At 65.6% G+C, this 21,421-nt stretch carries 16 protein-coding genes; 5 read left to right on the forward strand and 11 right to left on the reverse strand.

Features of this window, described 5'->3' with window-relative positions:
- Positions 1-357 precede the first annotated feature (357 nt).
- The 4 genes from ACV1FX_RS18805 to ACV1FX_RS18820 form a co-directional block, all read right to left on the reverse strand.
- On the reverse strand, positions 358-1,299 hold the full coding sequence (locus ACV1FX_RS18805) for a dihydrodipicolinate synthase family protein (RefSeq protein ID WP_473119034.1): 942 nt from the start codon (positions 1,297-1,299) through the stop codon (positions 358-360).
- A 219-nt stretch (positions 1,300-1,518) separates the two neighbouring features.
- A complete protein-coding gene (locus tag ACV1FX_RS18810; RefSeq protein ID WP_473119035.1) occupies positions 1,519-2,718 on the reverse strand; it encodes a tetratricopeptide repeat protein in 1,200 nt (399 codons plus the stop codon).
- A 105-nt stretch (positions 2,719-2,823) separates the two neighbouring features.
- On the reverse strand, positions 2,824-3,594 hold the full coding sequence (locus ACV1FX_RS18815) for an enoyl-CoA hydratase (RefSeq protein WP_473119036.1): 771 nt from the start codon (positions 3,592-3,594) through the stop codon (positions 2,824-2,826).
- Between the two features lie 87 nt (positions 3,595-3,681).
- Positions 3,682-4,341, reverse strand: a complete 660-nt coding sequence (locus tag ACV1FX_RS18820; protein ID WP_473119037.1) for a TetR/AcrR family transcriptional regulator — start codon at positions 4,339-4,341, stop codon at positions 3,682-3,684.
- A 90-nt stretch (positions 4,342-4,431) separates the two neighbouring features.
- On the opposite strand from ACV1FX_RS18820, the gene ACV1FX_RS18825 reads away from it, so the two are divergent.
- From ACV1FX_RS18825 to ACV1FX_RS18835, 3 genes are all read left to right on the forward strand, one after another.
- The gene (locus ACV1FX_RS18825) at positions 4,432-5,700 is read left to right on the forward strand and encodes an HlyD family secretion protein (RefSeq protein ID WP_473119038.1); all 1,269 of its coding nucleotides are present in this window, start codon (positions 4,432-4,434) and stop codon (positions 5,698-5,700) included.
- Positions 5,642-7,261, forward strand: coding sequence for an MDR family MFS transporter (locus ACV1FX_RS18830; RefSeq protein ID WP_473119039.1), 1,620 nt, complete (start codon positions 5,642-5,644; stop codon positions 7,259-7,261). The genes ACV1FX_RS18825 and ACV1FX_RS18830 overlap by 59 nt, the downstream gene beginning before the upstream one ends.
- A 105-nt stretch (positions 7,262-7,366) precedes the next feature.
- Positions 7,367-9,088, forward strand: a complete 1,722-nt coding sequence (locus tag ACV1FX_RS18835) for an ATP-dependent Clp protease adaptor ClpS (protein ID WP_473119040.1) — start codon at positions 7,367-7,369, stop codon at positions 9,086-9,088.
- A 36-nt stretch (positions 9,089-9,124) separates the two neighbouring features.
- Here the strand turns inward: ACV1FX_RS18835 and ACV1FX_RS18840 are convergent, their stop codons facing one another.
- The 5 genes from ACV1FX_RS18840 to ACV1FX_RS18860 all read right to left on the reverse strand — a co-directional run bounded on the left by ACV1FX_RS18840 (position 9,125) and on the right by ACV1FX_RS18860 (position 15,379).
- Positions 9,125-10,579, reverse strand: coding sequence for a GntP family permease (locus tag ACV1FX_RS18840; protein WP_473119041.1), 1,455 nt, complete (start codon positions 10,577-10,579; stop codon positions 9,125-9,127).
- 3 nt (positions 10,580-10,582) lie between these two features.
- Positions 10,583-11,599, reverse strand: coding sequence for a patatin-like phospholipase family protein (locus ACV1FX_RS18845; RefSeq protein WP_473119042.1), 1,017 nt, complete (start codon positions 11,597-11,599; stop codon positions 10,583-10,585).
- Between the two features lie 188 nt (positions 11,600-11,787).
- On the reverse strand, positions 11,788-13,032 hold the full coding sequence (serA, locus tag ACV1FX_RS18850; protein ID WP_473119043.1) for a phosphoglycerate dehydrogenase: 1,245 nt from the start codon (positions 13,030-13,032) through the stop codon (positions 11,788-11,790).
- A 127-nt stretch (positions 13,033-13,159) separates the two neighbouring features.
- The gene (locus tag ACV1FX_RS18855) at positions 13,160-14,392 is read right to left on the reverse strand and encodes a rhodanese-like domain-containing protein (RefSeq protein ID WP_473119044.1); all 1,233 of its coding nucleotides are present in this window, start codon (positions 14,390-14,392) and stop codon (positions 13,160-13,162) included.
- Between the two features lie 102 nt (positions 14,393-14,494).
- A complete protein-coding gene (locus ACV1FX_RS18860; protein ID WP_473119045.1) occupies positions 14,495-15,379 on the reverse strand; it encodes a dihydrodipicolinate synthase family protein in 885 nt (294 codons plus the stop codon).
- A 203-nt stretch (positions 15,380-15,582) separates the two neighbouring features.
- Between ACV1FX_RS18860 and ACV1FX_RS18865 the strand changes: the two genes are divergently transcribed.
- Both ACV1FX_RS18865 and ACV1FX_RS18870 read left to right on the forward strand, forming a co-directional pair.
- Positions 15,583-16,995, forward strand: a complete 1,413-nt coding sequence (locus ACV1FX_RS18865) for an FAD-binding oxidoreductase (RefSeq protein WP_473119063.1) — start codon at positions 15,583-15,585, stop codon at positions 16,993-16,995.
- A 6-nt stretch (positions 16,996-17,001) separates the two neighbouring features.
- Complete coding sequence (locus tag ACV1FX_RS18870) at positions 17,002-17,667, forward strand: GntR family transcriptional regulator (RefSeq protein ID WP_473119046.1); 666 nt, start codon at positions 17,002-17,004, stop codon at positions 17,665-17,667.
- A gap of 167 nt (positions 17,668-17,834) precedes the next feature.
- On the opposite strand, the gene ACV1FX_RS18875 is transcribed toward ACV1FX_RS18870, so the two are convergent.
- Positions 17,835-19,022 carry a PepSY-associated TM helix domain-containing protein gene (locus tag ACV1FX_RS18875; RefSeq protein WP_473119047.1) on the reverse strand — a complete coding sequence of 396 codons (1,188 nt, stop codon included), beginning with the start codon at positions 19,020-19,022 and terminating at the stop codon, positions 17,835-17,837.
- 1 nt (position 19,023) lies between these two features.
- Positions 19,024-21,348, reverse strand: coding sequence for a TonB-dependent siderophore receptor (locus tag ACV1FX_RS18880; RefSeq protein ID WP_473119064.1), 2,325 nt, complete (start codon positions 21,346-21,348; stop codon positions 19,024-19,026).
- Between the last annotated feature and the right edge of the window lie 73 nt (positions 21,349-21,421).

Here is a 21,421-nt window from a genome sequence, read left to right on the forward strand (position 1 = left end):
GATGTCTCGAGACGCTCCGCAGGCCTGGTTGGCCCGGGAAGACTACGTCATCGTACAGCCGCGCGAAACCGCACCGAAGCGCGCCAATTCGACGCTTGGTCGAATGGGGCTGGCGAGAGACGGGCTCGATCGCTACCTCACACTCGGTGTCGTCCCCGCGGAGGCGGGGACCCATAACCCCGGGGAGAAGTTGTTGCGCGCGCGGATAACCACAAGTCTTCGCAACAACCAAAGCCTGTGGTTATGGGTCCCGGATCGGCGCTGCGCTTGTCCGGGACGACGAGCGGAGTTTGTAGGCGCTAAAGAACTCAACGTCGTCCCGACGAAAGCCGGGACAACGTTGGGGACAGAACCGCTCTACTTCCCCCAGCGCAGCGCCAGCGCGTCGCGTTCCTTGGCGAGTTCGAGCAGGCCTGCGCGCGTGGCCGGGTGCAGCGGTTGCAGGGGGTGGCGCACGGCGTCGGACTTGATCACGCCGCCGGCCTGCATCATCGCCTTGCAGGCGATCAGGCCGCACTGGCGGTTCTCGTAGTTGATGAGCGGCAGCCAGCGCTCATAGGCAGCCTTGGCCTCCTCGCGCTTGCCGGCAAAATAGGGATCGATGATCTGGCGGATGCCGTCGGGATAGCCGCCGCCGGTCATTGCGCCGGTGGCGCCGGCGTCGAGATCGGCCATCAAGGTGATGGCTTCCTCGCCGTCCCACGGGCCTTCAATATCCTTGCCGCCCGCCTCGATCAGGCCGCGCAGCTTTGCGGCAGCGCCGGGGACCTCGATCTTGAAGTAGCGGATATTGGAAAACTCCCGCGCCAGCCGTGCCAGCAGTTCGACCGACAGCGGCGTGCCCGCGACCGGCGCGTCCTGGATCATGATCGGAATCTCGATCGCCGCCGACAGCGCCTTGAAGAACTCGACGATGCCCTTTTCGGGCACCCGGAAAGTCGCGCCGTGATAGGGCGGCATCACCATCACCATGGCGGCGCCGGCGGCCTCCGCCTGCTTGCTGCGGGCGGCGCACACGGCCGACGAGAAATGGGTGGTGGTGACGATGACGGGGACGCGGCCGGCGACGTGCTCCAGCACGGCATGCATCACGGTCTCGCGCTCGGCGTCGGTCAGCACGAACTGCTCGGAGAAGTTGGCCAGGATGCAGATGCCGTTCGAACCGGCATCGATCATGAAGTCGATGCAGCGGCGCTGGCCTTCGAGATCCAGTTCGCCACGCTCATTGAAGATGGTCGGTGCGACTGGGAAGACACCCCGGTACGGACGCTGGGCTTTGGTTTGGGGCGTGGCCGACATCGAAACTGACTCCCTGGTGTTCTCGCCGCGACTTTCTGGCGGGCCGCCCGCGCGGCCGCGGGCGAATGGTACCGCTACCATTTAGCGCGGTCGCGCACCTGCGGCAATGCCGATTGCAGCGGGAACTTCAGTTCTGGTGGGTTACGCCGATCGACCGGTACCGGGGGCTTCCACCGCGCCGCGAAGGCGGTCGGCATCGGCCGACGTCGCGAGGCCGGCCTAGCGCCGATCGGGCTCGAGCTTCTTCGCGGCGGCGATGTCCGCATCGCCGCCGGCCACATCGCCCTTCTCCCGCTTGGCCACGCCGCGCCAATGCAACGCAAGCGCGTAGGTCGGCAGCAGTTCGAGCGCCTTGTCGTAATTCGCGATGGCGCGGTCGAGCTCGTGCTTGTCCTGGAAGGCGCGGCCGCGGCCGTAATAGGCCGTGACGAATTCGGGCTCGAGTCGGATCGCCTGATCGTAGTCGGCGATCGCACGATCGAAAGCGCCCTTGTCGCGCCAGGCAATGCCGCGATTGTTCAGCGCGTAGACCTCATCGGGATCGAGGCGGAGCGCTGCGCTGTAATCCGCGATGCTGCGATCAAGGTCGCCCTTCTTCTGGTAGACGAGGCCGCGGTTGAGCAGACTCATGACGTCGGTCGGATCGAGTCGGATGGCCGCGTCAAAGTCCGGCAGCGCGCGATCCGGTTCGTTCTTCATCAAGTAGGCACTGCCGCGGTTGTAGAAGGCATGCGATGATTTCGGGTTGATGCGAATGGCATCGTTGTAGTCAGCAATCGCGCGGTCCTGTTCACCCTTGGCGCCATAGATGCTCCCGCGGCTCTCATAGGCGCTGCCATAGGCCGGATCGATCCGGATCGCTTCGCCATAATCGGCGAGAGCGTGCTCCAGATCGCCTTTCGCCTGATAGGTCTTGCCGCGATTGGCGACCGCCATGGCGTATTTGGGATTGAGGCGGATCGCCGTCTCGTAGTCGGCGAGCGCCCGATCGGGATCGCCCTTCATCATGTGGATCGTGCCACGATTGTTGACGGCTTCGGCATCGCTGGGGTCAAGACGAATGGCCTGCTCGAAATCGGACAGCGCGTGGTCAAGATCGCCCCTGAGCCGATAAAAATTCCCGCGTCCGTTGAAGGCCGAGCCGAAGCTGGGATCCGTCAGGATGGCCAGATCGAAGTCCGGGCGCGCATGGTCGAGGTCGCCGCTCATCGTCCGGACGACGCCCCGATTGAACAGGGCGACGGCGAGGTCGTGCCCCGTGAAGGCGCCCGCATCGATCGCCTTGGTGCAGGCGGCAAGCTGCTCGCTGAGCGGCCGGTCGGTATCGCCGAGACACTTCACTTCGCGCGACTGGGCATGGCCCGGCGGCCCCGCCACAGCGAGCACCACGACCAGACCCATCATCCGCAATGCCAACATCGGTCCCGCATAGGCTAGATGCCCGTTCGTCGCGTGCGGGAGCCATTTCGTTCAATCAGATCAGACGGATGGCGGCCTAAGGCCACGCTCCTGTCAGAGCCGACGTCACGCGACCTTGGTGAAATCGGCCGGCCGGCGCTCGGCGAACGCCGTGAAGGCCTCGCGGGCCTCGGCGGTGCGCAGGCGCTGAGCGAACTGCTCGCCTTCGACCGTCATCTGGGCAACCAGCGCTTCACCGTTGCGCATCAGCCGCTTGGTCGCGATCAGCGCACCGGCAGGCTGCATTGCGAGGCGCTGCGCGAGCGCGGCGGCCTCGGCGTCGAGCTTGTCGAGCGCCACGACGCGGTTGGCAAGGCCCCATTCGAGCGCGGTCTTCGCCGGCACGGCCTCGCCGAGCGCGAACATCTCGTAGGCACGGACGTGACCGATGCGCAGCGGCATCAACAGGCTCGAAGCGGCCTCCGGCACCAGCGCCAGGCTGACGAAGGGCGTCGACAGCAGCGCATCGTCGGCGAGCACGACGAGATCGCAATGCAGGAGCATGGTGGTGCCAACGCCGACGGCGCGGCCCTGGACGGCCGCGACCAGCGGGCGCGTGCAGCGCGCCAGCGACTGGATGAACCTGATGACGTTGCGGCTGCCCTCGGATTTGCCCGTAGCAACGGCAGCAAACTCGCCGACATCGTTGCCGGCCGTGAACATGTCACCCTCACCACGGATCAACAGCACGCGGGCCGACGGATCGGTCTCGGCGCCCTCGATGGCATCGGCGAGCTTGCCGTACATCGCATCTGTCAGCGCGTTCTTCTTGTCGGGGCGCGCGAGGGTCAGCGTCAGCACGCCATTGGTCGTCTCGGTCCGGACATGCTCCGTCATGGGACGGCTCCTCTCAGTCATCTGTTGCGCAAGAAAATTTGGTCTGAATACTCTTGAGGCCGCGAGCCTGTAAAGTTGTGTAGGGCGTCACGTCGCCGGGGCGCGACAGCCGTCCAGGAAAAGAGCGGCGGCGGTGCGGACGCGGCGCTCGATCTCCTTGCGCGGTGGCAGCGGCACGCCACCATAGATCGCGGCGCGCTGCGGCGCCGAGACGGCCATGCCTATCAGCATGCCCGCGGCCTCCTCCACATTGTCAAGCACGAGGCGGTCCGCCTTCACCTGGACGCGGAGCCAGCGCGCCAGCGCAGCCGCCGTGCGCGCAATGCCATTGCGATAGAAGGCGACGGCAAGGTCCGGAAACGCGGCAGATTCCTGGAGCACGATGCGTTGCAGAGCGACGACCTCCGGATCGAGCGCGAGGTCGGCGCAGGCGAGCAGCGCCGTGGAAAGAGCCTCGGCAATGTCGGCGTGATCGATGCCCTTGAGCTGGACGTCGGAGAGCTGCCGGTCGAGCCGGTCGGCAACCATGGCCTCGAACAGCGCCGCCTTGGCCGGAAACAGACGATAGAGAGTTTTGGTGGAAATGCCGGCGCGGCGGGCCAGCTCCTCGGTGCTGGTGGCGGCGTAGCCATTCTCGGCAAAAGCGTGCCGTGCGGCGTCGAAGATGATCCGACGCGTCTCGGCGTCGTCGCGCAGTGGCGGCCGTCCACGGGAGCGGCATTCGCCGGAAGATTTTTCCTGAGCCATGTTTTTAGATGATGCCTGTCATTCCATTGACAGTTTTCAAGTTAGTCCTATTTTGGAAACCGTCAAGTTTCCTAAATCAGGGAGCCCTCCATGACCGCCCACACCAGCCCATCGAAAATCGAAGCCATAGGGATTCCGGCCGGCGTGCCGGAGGGCCTGCTGCCTGCCGAAACGGCGCCCGTCCGCGCCAGAAAGCTCAACCTTCGCAAGCTGTTGCTGGCCGGCGCCGCGGCTGCCGCGCTGGCCGGCGCGAGCTGGTACGGTTACGATTACTGGACGGTGGGCCGCTTCCTCGTCTCCACCGATGACGCCTATGTGAAGGCCGACAACACCACCATCGCGCCGAAGGTCAGCGGCTACCTCGTCGCGGTCGCGGTCGCCGATAACGAGCAAGTGAAGGCGGGGCAGGTGCTGGCCCGGATCGACGACCGTGACTTCAAGGTCGCGCTCGACCAGGCCCGCGCGGACGTGGCCGCCGCGCACGCGACCATCACGAGCAAGGAGGCGCAGCTCGAAGTTCAGCAGGCGGTGATCGCGGCCGCCAGGGCGACCATCGACGTCGACACCGCAACCAAGACCTTCGCGAGCCAGGAGAACAAGCGCTACACCGACCTCGCTGCGTCGGGCTTCGGCAGCGTGCAGAATGCGCAGCAGGCGCAGGCGCGCGATGCCGGCGCGAACGCCGCGATCGAGCGCGACACCGCCAATCTTGCCTCCGCCCTCAAGCAGGTCGATCTGCTGAAGGCCGAGATCGTGCAGGCCAGGGCCGCCCTCGCTCGCGCGGAAGCCGTGCAGCGCCAGGCCGAGCTCAATCTCGGCTACACGATGATCGTCTCCCCGATCGACGGCGTGGTCGGCAACCGCACGCTTCGCGTCGGCCAGTTCGTGCAGGCCGGCACGCAGTTGATGTCGATCGTGCCGGCCGACGGCGCCTATGTGGTCGCCAACTTCAAGGAGACCCAGCTCACCAACGTGCATGCCGGCCAGACCGTCGACATCGAGGTCGACATGTTCCCGGGCCAGGTCGTGCACGGCCATGTCGATTCCATCGCACCCGCGAGCGGCCAGGAGTTCGCGCTGCTGCCGCCCGACAACGCCACCGGCAACTTCACGAAGGTGGTTCAGCGCATCCCGGTCAGGATCGCGCTCGACAACGAGAACGCGCCGTCGATCGCGCTGCGTCCGGGCATGTCGGTGATCCCCAGGATTGCGACGCGTTCCAGCGCGCCCGCCGCGTTGGCAGCCAGTGTCCCCAAGACTAATCAGACCAAGGCAAACCAGACCTCCGGAGGGTCGCGCCATGTCCAACAGCCTCACAATCCCGGCACCCGCACGCTCGATTCCGGCCGCGACGCCTGATCGCGTCGCCACCGACCCGAACCGCGCCAGCGCCACGATCTGGATCGCCGTCTTCGCGGCGATGATCGGCGCCTTCATGGCGATCCTGAACATCCAGATCACCAACGCCTCGCTGCTCAACATCGAGGGCGGCATCGGCACCGGCGTCGACAACGGCTCCTGGATCTCGACGTCCTATCTGATCGGCGAGATCATCGTCATCCCGCTCACCGACTATCTGTCGCGCGTGTTCTCGTTCCGCAACATTATCCTGAGCTTTGCGACGCTGTTTGCGGCATTCTCCGTCGCCTGCGCCTTCACCCACGACCTGCCCTCGATGATCGCAATGCGCGGCTTGCAGGGCTTCTTCGGCGGCGTGCTGATCCCGATGGCCTTCACGCTCGTCTTCACCAAGCTGCCCAAGGGACAACAGCCGATTGGCCTTGCGATGTTCTCGCTCGCCGTGACCTTTGCGCCTGCGATCGGCCCGACCATCGGCGGCTATCTCACCGAGAATTATGGTTGGCAGACCATCTTCTTCGTCAATGTCGTGCCGACCGCGGCCATGGTCACCATGCTGTTCTTCACGCTGGAGCGCCAGCCCCTTCAGCTAGGCCTGCTGCGCGAAGGCGACTGGTTCGGCATCGCCACCATGGCGGTCGGCCTCGCCTCGCTCCAGGCCGTGCTCGAGGAGGGCAACAAGGATGACTGGTTCGGCTCGCCCTTCATCGTGCGACTTGCCATTGTCGCCGCCGTCAGCCTCGCGCTGTTCATCTACAACGAGCTGGTCGTGGAGAAGCCGCTGTTGCGCCTGCGGCTGCTGACGCAATGGAATTTCGGCGTCGGCACGATCGCCGCGGTCTTCCTCGGCTTCGCCCTGTTCGGCTCGGTCTATCTGCTGCCGGCGTATCTTGGCCAGGTGCAGGGCTACAATGCGGAGCAGATCGGCAACGTGCTGGCCTGGACCGGCCTGCCGCAGCTTCTCTTGATTCCTCTGGTGCCGAAGCTGATGCAGCGCTTCGACGCCCGCTATATCGCAACCGTCGGCCTCTTGCTGTTCGCCACGAGCTCCTTCATGAACATCATGATGTCGCTCGACTATGCGGGCGATCAGTTCTTCGCGCCCAACGTCGTGCGGGCGATCGGCCAGGCGCTGACGCTGGCGCCGCTCTCCGCCCTCAGCCTCGGCAGCGTCGCGCCGCAGGATGCGCCCGCAGCCTCCGGCATCTCCAACATGATGCGCAACCTCGGCGGCGCGATCGGCACCGCCGTGCTCGCGACCATCGTCACCAAGCGCGAGCAGTTCCACTCCAACGTTATCGGCCAGTCGGTGACGCTCGGTCGCGAAGAGGTCCGCGGACGCATCGCGCAGCTCACGAACTATTTCATCGGCCACGGCGTGCCCGACCCGAACGCGGCTCATGAGCAGGCCGTCATCGCGCTCGGCAAGCTGGTCAAGCGTCAGGCCCTGGTGATGGGCTTTTCCGACACGTTCGCCGTAATCGGCGTGGTGCTGGTGCTGGCCGCGATCGCCGTGCTGTTGACGCGGCAGGTCAAGGCAGCGGGCGGGCCGGCGCACTAGGCCTTGATCGTCCGTTTTTTGAGCGGCCGTCGCGCTTGACGGCCGCCACTTTTTGTGTTCTTTCTTTGTTCCATTCAAGTACAAGTTGTAGCACGAGTTAATTTCATGATGAGTGATATGCACAGCGATAGCGGGCCGGCCCAGCTTGTAATTCACGACGACGAAGATACGCCGGAAGAATTTGTGATCGAGTTGCTGCGCCGGGTTTTCGGCAAGTCGGAGCGCGACGCGGTCGCGTTGACGACCCGGATTGAGCGGGAGCAGCGAGTCGGTTGCGGTCCCTACCCGCGATCCGTCGCCGATGCGTTGCTCAAATCCGCGCTCCAGCACATTCAATTTGCAGGTCACGGCCTACGGATCACACTCGAGCCGGTCAAGTCGACTTGCGAGCTTTGCGGCAAACCCGAGGCGCACACCGATGTGCGGCTCGGCAGCCGCTCGATCTGGCTGTGCAGCGAATGCATGCGTGCCGCGGTCAACACGAGCAGTGAGCCAGAAGAGGAATTCGAGTATGCCTGCGAGGTTCTGGACCGGCATTTTGCCGGTGTGCCACGCAGCAAGCTCGTCACCACGGTCCGCCAATTTCCGGGACACATGCGCGCAGACGTCCAGGCGGCCATCGATCAACTCTTCAGCTCCGCCGGCCGGCTGTTCGGCATCAATGACGAGCAACGCTACGAGACGTTGTCGATTGCACGGCTCGTGCGCGACGGTCGCCACGCGCAGGCACTTGCGCCGCTCCAGTATTTCGATGTCGACATTGGCGAGAAGAATCCGGTCAAGTGCCTTGATAACGGTCTGTGGCTGTGCACGCAAGGCGACCTCCGCTACGCGGTACTGCTCTGCGCACATCACGAATACGGCCGTGAGTCCGGGATCCGGATCGAAATCGCCGTGCCCACGGGCGCCGCGGGTGCCGTCCTCGTCCAGCGATGCTTCGGCGAGCTGGAGCAGGCCGTGCAGGCCGCGCGCACCTATCGCGGCAAGATCCTCTCGCTCGACGCCGACCGCGACTATCGCGGCCGCTCGCGCGGCATCACCGTACACCGCCTGCCGCCGGTCGCACGCGGCGAGGTGATCCTGCCCGAGCAGACCTTGCGACTGCTTGATCGCAACGTCCTGAGATTCGTCGGCACCCGCGATCAATTGCGTCGGCTCGGCCAGTCGACGCGCAAGGGCATTTTGCTGTACGGCCCGCCAGGCACGGGCAAGACGCATACGATCCGCTATCTCGCGACCCATTTGCCAGGGCACACGACCCTGCTCATTACCGCGGAACAGATAGGGCTGCTTGGCGCCTATATGAGCCTGGCACGCCTCCTCCAACCCTCGATGGTGGTGATCGAGGACGTCGATCTCATCGCCCGCGATCGCGATGACATGGGGCCGTGCGAGGAGTCCCTGCTGAACAAGCTGCTCAACGAGATGGACGGGCTGAAGGAGGACGCAGACATCCTGTTCGTGCTGACCACCAACCGGCCCGAGGACCTCGAAGGTGCGCTCGCCGGCCGGCCCGGCCGCATCGACCAGGCGATCGAAGTACCTCTCCCCGACGAAATCGGCCGCGGCAAGCTGGTTCGGCTCTACGGCAAGGGCCTGCCGCTCGATGACGCCGTCGTCACCGAGGCGGCCCGCCGCAGCGAGGGCACGAGTTGCGCCTTCATCAAGGAGTTGATGCGGCGGCTGGCGCAGGCGAGTCTCGCGCGCGACGGCGGCAATTCCGTCATCTCCGCCGACATCAACGAGGCGATCGACGACATGCTGTTCTCCGGCGGTCGCCTCAATGCGCAATTGCTCGGCGGCGCGCAGGCGATGGCGGCGGGATAAAACCCCGCCACCGATTGGAGCTTCGGTCGCGAGACGTCAGAACGATCCCAAGAGGCTACCCAGCGTGATGACGACGACCAGCGCCAGCAGGGATGCGACGATGCCGACCATCACGATATCCCGGTAGCTCTCGCGGTGGGTCAGCCCGCAGATCGCGAGCAGGCTGACCACCGCGCCGTTGTGCGGCAGGATATCGAGCGTGCCCGAACCGATCACCGCCACGCGGTGCATCAGTGCGAGGTCGACACCGGTCTTCGCAGCGATCTCCACATAGGTCTGGCCGAGCGCATCGAGTGCGATCGTGAGGCCGCCGGACGCCGAGCCGGTCAGTGCCGCCAAAATGTTGGTCGCAACCGCAAGCGACACCAGCGGACCTCCTTCGATTGCGAGCACCCAGTCGCGCACCGTCTCGAAAGCCGGCAGCGCAGCGATGACGGCCCCGAACCCGACCAGGCTTGCGACGCTCAGCGCCGGGAGCACGGAGGCATTGGCGCCGGCATCCATGGTCTGCCGGAGCGAGACCAGCCTCGTCCAGTTCATGGCAATGGCCACGAGGATCGCGGTGGCGAGCGCGACCGAGACCGACCATACGCCCGCGACCGCGGACAAGGACGTGCCGCCCCAGCGCGGCTCGGCCAGATACGAGAAATCCAGCCGCGGCAACACCAATAGCGACATCACGAGATTGACCGCCACGACGACGACGAGCGGCAGGATGGCACTCAAGACCGGCGAGGGTGCTTCGCTGCGACGTCCGTGCCGGATCTCCGCTGGATCGAATTCGCGGGCGAGCGTGGCACGCTCGCGCAGCAATTCATCGTCGACAATGTCCTCGGCCGGCTCTTGCGCATCCGCGCCAAAACCCTCGCCGGCGCGACGGGCCGCGGCTTCCGCCCGCTGCAGCCACCACAAGCCGGTGCCGAGCATGATGAGCGAGGCGATGATGCCGAGCCCGGGCGCGGCGAACGGCGTCGTGCCGAAGAACGGCATCGGGATCGCGTTCTGGATCGACGGCGTGCCGGGCAGAGCCGACATCGTGAAGCTCGAGGTGCCCAGCACGATCGCCGCCGGGATCAAACGGCGCGGGATGGCGGCCGCGCGGAACAACGACTGCGCCATCGGAACGATGACAAAGAAGGCGACGAACAGGCTGACGCCGCCATAGGTGACCAGCGCACCCGCCAACACGACTGCAAGAATCACGCGCCGTTCGCCGAGCCGCTGTGCCATGAAGGCGGCGACCGCCGTCACCGCGCCGCTGTCGTCCATCAGCTTGCCGAACACCGCACCGAGCAGGAAGATCGGAAAGAACTGCGCCAGGAAGCCCGCAGCGCTCGCCATGAATATTTGCGTCAGGTTGGCGAGCAGCGGCTCACCGCCAAAGGCTGCGGCGACGAGCGCCGCGAGCGGTGCGAGCAGCAGGACGCTCCAGCCGCGGAAGGCCAGCACCACGAGCAGGCCGAGCCCGACAAGGATGCCGAGAAGCCCCACGTCTCAACACTCCGCCAGGAGAACGTCGAGATCAGCGGTCGAACGCCGGCCGATGTCATCGCCGTGACGTTCAAGGAATTCGCTCGCGGCCAGCCGCCCCTCGGCACGGAGCATCGAGACAAACTCCCATTCCGCGTTCAGCTTGGAGGAGGCGCCGAACTTCGTCAGGATGTCGCTCTTGATCCGGTGCGTCCGCATCCGTGCCCAGCGCGCGCCCTCGCCGCTTCCGGGATCGGCGGCCTGACGGAGCAGCGCGATCATGCGCAATTCCTTCATCAACGGCGAGTTGAATGAAATCTCGTTGAGCCGGTTGAGGATCTCCGCCGCGCTGCGCGGGTCTTCCGGCCGCTCCGTCGGATTAATCTGCACGAGGATGGTGTCGTAGGCGTCGCTTTCGCGGACCAGCGGCGTGATCGTCGGATTGCCCGCGAAGCCGCCGTCCCAATAGGGCTCGCCGTCGATCTCGATGGCGCGGAACATGGTCGGAAGGCACGCCGAGGCCAGGAGAACGTCGGCCGTGATCTCTGCGTTGCGGAAGATCCGGCCGCGGCCGGTGCGCACCCGCGTCGCGGTGATGAACAGCTTGATCTCGGAACGTGCGAGGCGTTCGAAGTCGATGCTCTCGCCGAGCACCTTGCGCAGCGGATTGTAATCGACCGGAAGATCGTAGGGCGAGAACAGGCGCGACATAAGATCGGTGAAGACGTAGGCCGGCGAGGTGTCGAGCGTCCAGCGCCCCATCAGGCGATCGAGCGGCGAGCGCTGCAAGGGACTGAATGCCGCGGCGCGCGACACGCGGCGCCAATATTGGTCCAAGGCCTCGCGTGCGCCTTTGGCGCCGCCCGCCGTCCATCCGTCGGCCAGCAGCGCGGCGTTCATCGCTCCGGCGGAGGTCCCGGATATGGCAACGATATCAAGCCAGGTCTCTTCGAGAAGACGATCGAGCACGCCCCAGGTGAACGCGCCGTGCGAGCCACCGCCTTGAAGTGCAAGGTCGATCGGTATGCGGTCTCGGGCCATCGTGTCCGCACTCACGCAACTTAAGCTCAAGTTCGATGAGACTTTAGACGAGACTTGTTAGATCAGCTTTGCCTTCGGCGCCCAGGTAACCACAGGTAGTGTAGAAAGCGAAAGGCGGGCCACGCAACAGCGCAGCCCGCCCGGACGCGTCACAGCGTCGTGATGCGAAAGCCCTCAGCCCGTTCGCCTCAGTGCTCGAACACCAGCCGCGCGCCGATCGTGCCGTCGAGCGCGCGGATCTGCCGGAGCAGCTCGTTCGAATCCTGGCCGCCGAGATCGGCATCGAGCACGACGTAGCCGAGCTCGCCATGCGTCTCCAGATACTGCGCGGCGATGTTGACGTCTCGCTGCAAGAACACCTCGTTCAACCGGCGCAGCATGCCCGGCACGTTGCGGTGAACGTGACTGAAGCGGACACCCGTGGGGCGGAGGTGGAGCTGCACCTCCGGAAAGTTGACCGCGCCCATGGTCGAGCCGGTGACGTAATAGTCGACGAGCTTGCGGGCCACCTCGCCGCCGATCCGCTCCTGCGCCTCTTCCGTGGAGCCGCCGATATGCGGGGTGAGGATCACGTTGCTGAGGCCTTGCAGCGGGCTTTTGAAGCGATCGGCGTTCGAGGAGGGTTCGACCGGGAAGACGTCGACGGCGGCGCCGGCGAGGTGCTCATCGCGCAACGCACGCGCCAGTGCATCGAGATCGACGACGGTGCCGCGGCTGTTGTTGATCAGGAACGAGCCCGGCTTCATCAGCCGCAGCTCGCGCTCGCCGATCATGCCCGCGGTCTCCGGCGTTTCCGGCACATGCAGGCTGACCACGTCGCTCTGGGCCAGGAGGTCCTCGAGCTTCTCGACCGGCTCGGTGTTGCCGTGGCGCAGCTTGTCGGTGCGATCGAAGAAGATCACCCGCATGCCCATCGCTTCGGCAAGCGTCGAGAGCTGCGAGCCGATATTGCCATAACCGATGATGCCGAGCGTGCGGCCCCGCACCTCCCGGCTGCCAGCCGCGGATTTATCCCAGCCGCCGTCATGCGCCGCCACCGAGCGCGGGAAGATCTGCCGCAGCAGCATCACGATCTCGCCGATGACGAGCTCGGCGACGCTGCGCGTATTGGAGAACGGCGCATTGAAGACCGGAATGCCGCGCTTGCGGGCGGCGGGCAGATCGACCTGGTTGGTGCCGACGCTGAAGCAGCCCACCGCGAGAAGCTGGTCGGCAGAGGCGAGCACGTCCTCGGTGAGCTGGGTGCGTGAGCGGATGCCGAGCAGCGACACGCCCTTGACGGCCTGCCGCAGCGCCTCGCCGTCAAGCGCCTTGGTCAACCGCTCGACATTGGTGAACCGGGCTCCCTTGAACAGGTCCACTGCGCTGTCATTGACGCCTTCAAGCAGCAGGGCTTTCGCTGTCCTCTCAGGGGTCGGGGCTGTAGCTGGCATGGAATCTCCGTGGGGTATTCACCTTCGCGCGCGGCTTAGTCGCCAGCGAGGCGGAAGACAATATGATTCTCGCGTGGACACGTGATGGCAGGACATCTTGATCTCCCGCCAGCCTGCCTTCCCCCACTCAGATCACGTAGAATCCGTGCGTCGCGTCGCGGCGGAGCTGCTCGACGAGGCCGTATTCCCAGTCGAGATAGGCCTGCATTGCGCGTTCCGCGACATCCGTGCCCTCGTAGGGACGGCGGTACCGGTGCGCGGGATCGGGCTTGGGCAGCACCTGCGGCGGCCCCATTTCGAGCGCGCCGTCATAGCCGCCATCGAACACGTAGACCTCCCAGCCCATCTGCGCAAGCCAGGACGCTGTCATGTCGGCGCGCACGCCTTTGTCGTCGGTCAGGAGGATGCGCGCGCCACGCACGGGTGCCGCCATGTCGATCTCCTGGACGAGCTGGCCGCCGGCATAGTGGCGGAAGCCGGCGAGATGACCACTCGCATAGTCCTCGGCGTCACGCACATCGAAGCGATACAGGGTTCGCGAGGTTTGCGCAGCGAGCGCCGCCGCCTCGCCGGCGCCGATGTGGCGAACGCCGGCACGATAGGCAACGTCGCGCGCATTGGCCGCGGCGCCTTCGAACGCCCCAACCGCACCGCGCCGCCCGGCGCCGTGCTCGAGCGTGTGCTTGGCGAGCGTCCAGCCGATCGTGCCATTGCGCAACGCGCGCACCTTGTTGGGGACACCGGCATTGATCAGCGACTGTGTGCCGATGATCGAACGCGTGCGGCCGGCGCAATTGACGATGATGGTGGTGTCCGGATCGGGTGCCGCGCGGCCCGCGCGCAGCACGAGCTCGGCGCCGGGCACACTGACCGACCCCGGGATGTTCATGGTCGCATATTCGTCGAAGCGGCGCACATCGAGGATCGCGACATTGGCCTTGCCGGCAATCAGGCCCGCGACCTCGTCGGCACTGAGCGAGGGTGTGTGACGGCGCGCCTCGACAAGCTCGCCAAAGGCCTTGGCATAGGAGTTGACGTCCTCGAACACCTCGTAGCCGGCCGCGCGCCACGCCTTGAGACCACCGTCCAATACGCGGATGCTGCTGTAGCCCAGTGCGCGCAGGCGCTCGGCGCCGGATCCGACCAGACCTTCGCCGTCATCATAGAGAACGACCGGAACGTCCTTGCGCGGCAGCCTCGCCTCGGCCTCGATCGCGATGCGCCCCTCCGCCATATTGGCGGCGAACAGGGGATGGCCGGTGGCGAAGGCCGCCTCATGCCTGAGGTCGAGCAGCGCGATCTCCTCGCGCAGCAGGAGCGCGCGACGAATGTCGGCAGGAGTGACGGTGGGAAGCTTCATGGAGCGGCGGGTCCTCGCAAGAATGAGCCTGCCGCTTTTGGACCATTGTCGCGGCCTTGACTAGCTGAGCCGCTTTCCGAACGCGAGAAAGGTTCGCGGGAGTCACGCGATCGCGGGACTTACCAGCGCGTCGATCTTCGTTTTCAGCGGCTTGCCGTCGGCGAGGCCGCGGAGCGGCGGACGCACGCGCAGCCAGCCGGGATCGGCGGTCTGCGCTGCGAGAATGGCCTTCAGCGTCGCGGCGAACGAAGGCGTGTTGACGACGATATCGACCGCCGCCTGCATCCGCGCTTCGACGTCCTTGCCATCGACCATGCCCTTGACGAGCTCGGGCACGATGTTGGCCATGCCGCAGATGGTGCCGGCGCCGCCCGCTGCGATGGCGCGGGTGATGTCGGCTTCGTTGCCGACGGTGATGGCGAGCTCGGGCGCGGCGGCACGAAACGCCTGGAACTGCTTGAAGTCGCCACTGGAGTCCTTGAGGCCGGCAACGAGCTTGCCGTAGCGCTTGCGCAAGTTCGCCGCGACCTGCGTCGGCACGGCGACGCCGGAGACCTGCGGGATGTGGTAGAGATAGGCGCGCAGGCGATCGTCGGCGACGCTGTCGAAGATCGCAGCGAAGGCATCCTCGATGCCCTCGGACGTGACGTTGCGATCGAAATAGGGCGGCAGGTACAGCACATGGTTCACGCCGAGGCTCAGCATCGAACGCGTCAAGGCGATGCTGTCGCTGATCGCGGGAAAGCCGCCACCGACACCGATGCGATCAGCGGCGATCCCGGCCTTGAGCAAGGCCTCCACGGCCACGACGCGCTCTGCAACATTGAATGAGGTGCCTTCGCCAGTGGTGCCGAACACCACGACGCCGTCGACGCCCGTCTTGAAGAGCCGAAGCGCATGATCCGCCAACCGGTCGGGGTCAGCGGCTCCCTCGGCCGTCAGCGGCGTCGGCGTGGCGACCCAGAACCCGCGAATTGCGTCCGTCATGACCTGTCCTCTGCAACGGCTATCGTTTCTAAGGTTTTGATCAGGCTTGCACTTCCTGAAAAGTGCGGAACCTGCTTGGCGTTCCCATTTACTTCTTGTACCTTACATACAACACCCCTGCAATTCCGCGATGAAGCGGGTCGCGCCGCCAAAAATGCATGGGCAGGCGCCGACCCGCGACGTTCGGCAACAAGAGGCTCCGCATCGACATGACGACGCTGCTCGAACGCTCCAAGGACTTGCTGCGCGATCTGCGCGACCGGCTTGGCCCGCAAGCTGTGCTGACCGGCAATGAGGTGCCGGCGCGCAACTGCAATGACTGGAGCGCGAGCCTGCCGCAAACGCCGCTCGCGGTGATCCGCCCGGCGGATGCGGCCGGCGTCGCCGCTGCGATTGCAACCTGCCGCAAGGCAAGCCTGCCCTTCGTGCCGCAGGGCGGATTGACGGGCCTGTGCCGCGGCGCCGCGCCGGAACCCGGCTGGGTCGCGATCTCGCTGGAGCGCATGACCGGCATCGAGGAGATCGATCCTGCGTCTGCGACGATGACGGTGAAGGCCGGCACGCCGCTGGAGACGATCCAGAAGGCGGCCGACGAGGCCGGCTTCTTCTTTCCGCTCGACCTGGGATCGCGCGGCTCCTGCGCGATCGGCGGCAATCTCTCCACCAATGCCGGCGGCAACCGCGTGATCCGCTACGGCATGACGCGCGAGCTGGTGCTCGGGCTCGAGGTCGTGCTGCCGGATGGCACCATCATCACCAGTCTCAACAAGCTGATGAAGAACAATGCCGGCTACGATCTGAAGCATCTCTTTATCGGCTCGGAGGGCACGCTCGGCATCATCACGCGCGTTGTGCTGCGGCTGTTTCCAAAGCCGCGCTCGACCATGGCCGCGCTGTGCGCACTGGAGAATTATGCCGCCGTGGTCGACCTGCTCGCTGCTGCGCGATCCGGCCTCGGCCCGCTGCTGTCGGCCTTCGAGGTGATGTGGCCGGATTATTGGGAGGTGATCACCGCGCGCGCCGGGGTCAAACCGCCGGTCGCTGCCGGACACGGGCTTTACGTACTTGTGGAAGCGCAGGGCACCGATGAGAGCATCGATGCGCCGCGTTTCCAGGCCTGGCTCGAGGAGCTGATGGAACGTGGCCTGCTCGCGGACGCCGCCGTCGCGCAGTCGCTGGCGCAGACCCAGAAATTCTGGGCAGTGCGCGACATCTGCTCCGAGTTCGTCCAGGTGCTGGGGCCGCACATCTCCTACGACATCGGCCTTGCGGTGGCCCGGATGGACGAGTTCGTCACGCGCTGCAAGGCAGCGCTCGCCGACGGCATCAAGGGCTGCGAGAGCGTCTATTACGGCCATATCGGCGACGGCAATCTGCATCTCGTCTCCTGGGTGACGGGGCTGCCGACCGAACGCCAGCCGAAGGCCGAGATGGATGCGATCATCTATGGCCTGGTGCGCGAGATGGGCGGCAGCGTCTCCGCCGAGCACGGCATCGGCACGCTGAAAAAGCAGTGGCTGGGCCACGCCCGCAGCGAAGCCGAGATCGCGCTGATGCGCACGCTGAAGGCCGCACTCGATCCCGATCACCTGCTCAATCCCGGCAAGGTCATCTGAGGATCGATGAAGTCGCTGAAGCTCGATACGCCGAAATCGCTGGCGCAGCGGGTGATGCTGCGGCTGCGCCAGGGCATCATCGACGGCGAGTTCGCGCTCGGCGCGGCCATTTCCGAGGAGATGGTCGCGCAGTCCTTCGGCGTCAGCCGCACCCCGGTGCGCGAGGCGATGGGCCAGTTGCAGGCGCAGGGCCTCGTGGTAATCCGGCCGCAGGTCGGCAGCTTCGTCTTTACGCCGAGCGCCGAAGACATCACGGCGCTCTGCACGTTCCGGATCGTGATCGAGCCGAAGGCCGCCGAGCTTGCCTTTGCCCACGACCGCGCCGGCGCAATCGCGGCGATGGAGCAGGCCATTGCCGCGATGGAGCAGGCGCTCACGGCCAAGGACAACGTTGCCTATGGGCGCGCCGACAGCGCGATCCATGATGCGTTGTTCGCTCATTGCGGCAATCGCTATCTCCAGGAGTCCTATCAGCTCGTTTCGGGGCGTCTCGCTGCGCTGCGCACCAATCTGAGCGCGCCCGTCGACGTGCAGACTCCGGCCTCGTTCGAAGAGCATCGCGAATTGTTGCGCCTGTTTGAACACGGCGACTTCGACGGTTTCGCGCGATTGATGACGGTGCACATCACGAATTCGGGCCTGACCTATGCCCGCGCCTTGCAAGTCGCCTGATCCTCGTCGCTGACGCCAGGTTCAACCGACGGATTGGCATCAGCAGACTTGGCTTGGCGGCCTGCGGATTTGGCGGCGCCATGCGAGCTCATGGCCACACGCCTGAGACGGGTCAGGAACTGACCGCACGCCTGCGCGCATCGAGCAAGTTGCCGGCAATTGAAGCCTCATCCCAAGCGAGGGCGTTGCAGGGCGGGTTTGCTCCGCTCGTTCGCCCGCGCCAGGCGCCGGTGCCGACGGCGCGGCAGATAGAGCAGGAATCCCGTGACCACGAACAGCGGCATGAGTGTCGCTGCCAGCATGAAGGCGAGCTTGCCCGGCCATCCCAGGATCGCGCCGCGGTGAATGTCGAGGACGTCGGCGATGATCCGCTCGCCGGGCGTCTTGGTCGCGTAGATATCCGCCGAGACCAGCTGCCCGGTGACCGCATCGATGCGGAATTCGTCGCGCATGCCTTCGAGCGTGGAGTCTTTCGACCATGATCGGACGCGCATGACCGTGCCGTTGGCGCCCGACAACGTCAGTTGGGCTCTCGCGAACGAGCCCCCCTGCTCACGCAGGAACGTGGACCACGCGCGGTCGAATCCCGGCGACTCTGCGGCCTCACGCGCAATCGCGCGCGGCGGCTTCGGTGGCAGCCGCGCGGCAGCGGTCGGGGGGCGCGACAATAACCAGACCACACCATCCTTGTACCAATCGAACGAGTACCAGAGCCCGGTCAGCGTCATCACCAGATAGATCGGCAAGACCCACGTGCCGATGACCGCATGCAGCGACCGGTGCAGGCCGCGACCGCGCAAGGCCAGATTGGGCTTGAGCCACATCTTCGCACTGCCGGCACGCTGCGGCCAGCGCAGCACGAGTCCCGATATCAAGAGCGCGATCAAGCCAAGTGCCGCGATGCCGGTGATCTGGCGGCCATAGCCGTTGCCGTCGCCGGGCAGCAGCAGCCAGCGATGCAGCCTTCGGACGGCTGCGAAGAACCCTTCACCCCGAGGCGTTCCGAGCACGCGGGCGTCATAGGGATCGATGTAGAGCGAGGACGGCCGCCCGCCCTGCCCCTCGCGGGCGAAGCGAACGTGCACTGCCGCGGACGCATCGCTGGTCATCGTCACGCCCGAGACCCTGCCGCCGTCCTGCGAGGCATTCAATCGCGCGACGAGTTGATCGGGCGTCAGCATCGGCGAAGCGCGCGGCACGACGTGCATGATCCCTGCATTGAGGCTGTCGAGAATCTCATCCTCGAAGCTCATGATCGCGCCGGTGATTCCGATCACGGCGAGCACGAGCGCGATGATGAGGCCCAGAATGGAGTGGACCTCGAGCAGGACGGACTTGATCCGCCGTGCAGCCATCCTAGAACTTCACCGTTGCCGACAGCGACACGCGCCGCGCGTCGCCGATCGCGACCTTCAGATTGTCGACGGCGGACGGATAGTAGACGGTATCGAACAGGTTCTTGACGTTGAGCTGGTAGATCACCGGCAGCTTTTCGTGGCGTGTCTCGTAGGTCGCAAACACGTCGGCGACGACGTAGGACGGCAGCACGAAAGTGTTGGCGGAATTGCCGGGCCGGTCGCCGACATAGCGCGCGCCGCCGCCGAGGCGGAGGCGGCCCGGCAGCGCGGTACCGAAATCGTAGACGAGATAGAGCGAGGCGGTATTGAGCGCGACGTTCTGCAATTGCTTGCCGTAATAGGTCGGGTCGTCGGTCACGCGCGCGTCGGTGTAGCCATAGCTTCCGATCATGCTCCATTGGTCGGTCAGCCGCCCCGTGACGTCGACCTCGACGCCGCGCGAGCGGACCTTTCCGGCGGTGCGATATTCCGTGACCCCAGTGGTGCTGTTGAGCTGCGAGACCAGCACGTTCCGCTTGTCGATGTCGTAGACTGCCGCGGTGCCCGACAGGCGCTGGTTGAGATCGAACTTGGCGCCGACCTCGTACTGGGTGCCTTCCTCGGGTGCGATGTTCGAACCGACAACCACTCCGCCGGTAAGCGGCGCAATCGTCGAGGTCGGCTTCAGGGATTCCGTGTAGCTTGCATAAAGCGAGACCTGATCGGTGAGCTTGAGGACGGCACCGCCAAGCGGCAACACCTTCTCGCCCGCAAGATTCGTGTTGGTCACGAACGGCCGCGCCTTGCCTGCGAGCTGCTCGTATTCCATCCAGCGAACGCCGCCGACCAGGGCGAGTTTGTCGGTGAGATGCAGCGTGTCCTGGACAAACAGCGCGCGCTCGCCGAGCTTGTCGGTCTGGTCGCTGTCGGCGGCCGATACCGTCGTGCCCGGCCCGATCAGGCCATAGACGGGATCATAGACGTTGAACACGCTGGGTAGCGTCTTGCGCAGCAGATCCTGGCGGTAGATCGTGCGATATTGCGCGTCGCCACCGAACAGCATTTCGTGGCGCATATCCCCCAACCAGAACGCACCCTGCAAATAGGACGTGCCGTAGCTGATGTTGCTGAGCGCGCCCAACGTGCCGTCATTGCTGCGAGACTCGATCCCCGTGACCGGGTTCACCGCGGTGATGCGGAGCTGATAGGCGCCGTAGGATTCGGTGTTGTAGCTGTAGCCCGCGTAGAGCTTCCAATCCTGGTTGAAGCGGTGCTCGACGGAGGCCTGCACCAGATCGGACGTGCCCCACATGTTGTTGTAGGGCTCGTCCAGCCGGCGCGTCGCCGGGATCGCAAGCGGCTTCATGGTACGGGAGTCGATCGCCGTGCCGCGATCGAAGGGATAGAGGAAGTCGCGGTGCTCGTAATTGAGCTGGATCGTGGTGTCCTTGCCGTACCACGCGAGCGACGGCGCGATCAGCGTTTCCTTGTGCGTGCCGAAATTGCGCCAATAATCCTCGCCGACGCCGTAGGCGATGAAGCGATAGGCGAGCCCATCCTTGCCGATCGGACCAGTGATGTCGAACAGCGCATCGCCGCCGCTGCGCCCGCCATAGGTCGAGCCGAGCAGGGTGATGGAGCCGTGCTGATAGAGCTCCGGGCGCTTGCTGATGGTGTTGACGATGCCGCCGGGGTCCATGATACCATAGATCAGCGAAGCCGGCCCCTTCAGCACTTCGACGCTTTCTACCGCTGCATTGAGGCTGCGGCCCTGCACCAGCGGCATGCCGTTGCGCATGATCGAGCCGTCGCGATTGTCGCCAAAGCCGCGACGGATGATCGCGTCCTGGGTGCCGGCGAGCGTGTTGGTTTGGGTGATGCCGGAGATGTTGGCGAGCGCGTCGTCGAGGTTACGCGGCAACTGGTCCTTCAAGACCTGCTCGGGCACGACGTTGACGGACTGCGATGTATCGAGCGGCGAGGCGCCGGTGCGCAGCGTGCTCGCGCTCGGCATCGCCCGATAGCCGAGCTTGGCTTCGTTGAGGACGGCCGCGGCTGTGGCCGCGCGCTCGGACGGCGACGCCTCCGCCGGCTTCGGATTGCGATCGCGTTGCCGCGCACCGGCCTGCGTGCGACGCGACGATGTCGCCGTCGCAGTCATCCTCGGCCGCTTGGTCGGCGCCTCCACCGTCACCGGCGGCAGCGCCGACTGCGCCACTGCGACGGTCGTGGAGGAGGAATAATCAGCGAGCAGGATGGCTGCCCCGATGAGAACGCGTGCACGACTCCTGCCGGCACGGTTTTGATGGCCGCGGACGCGCTGGCCATCAGCATTGGCACGCACTTTCAAGTCACTTCCAAGTCGGAGAACTGCATTCACGCACGCGCCTCTAGCAGCGCGCGCGCAGCAAACGCGA

The sequence above is a fragment of the Bradyrhizobium ingae genome (genome assembly GCF_055791185.1).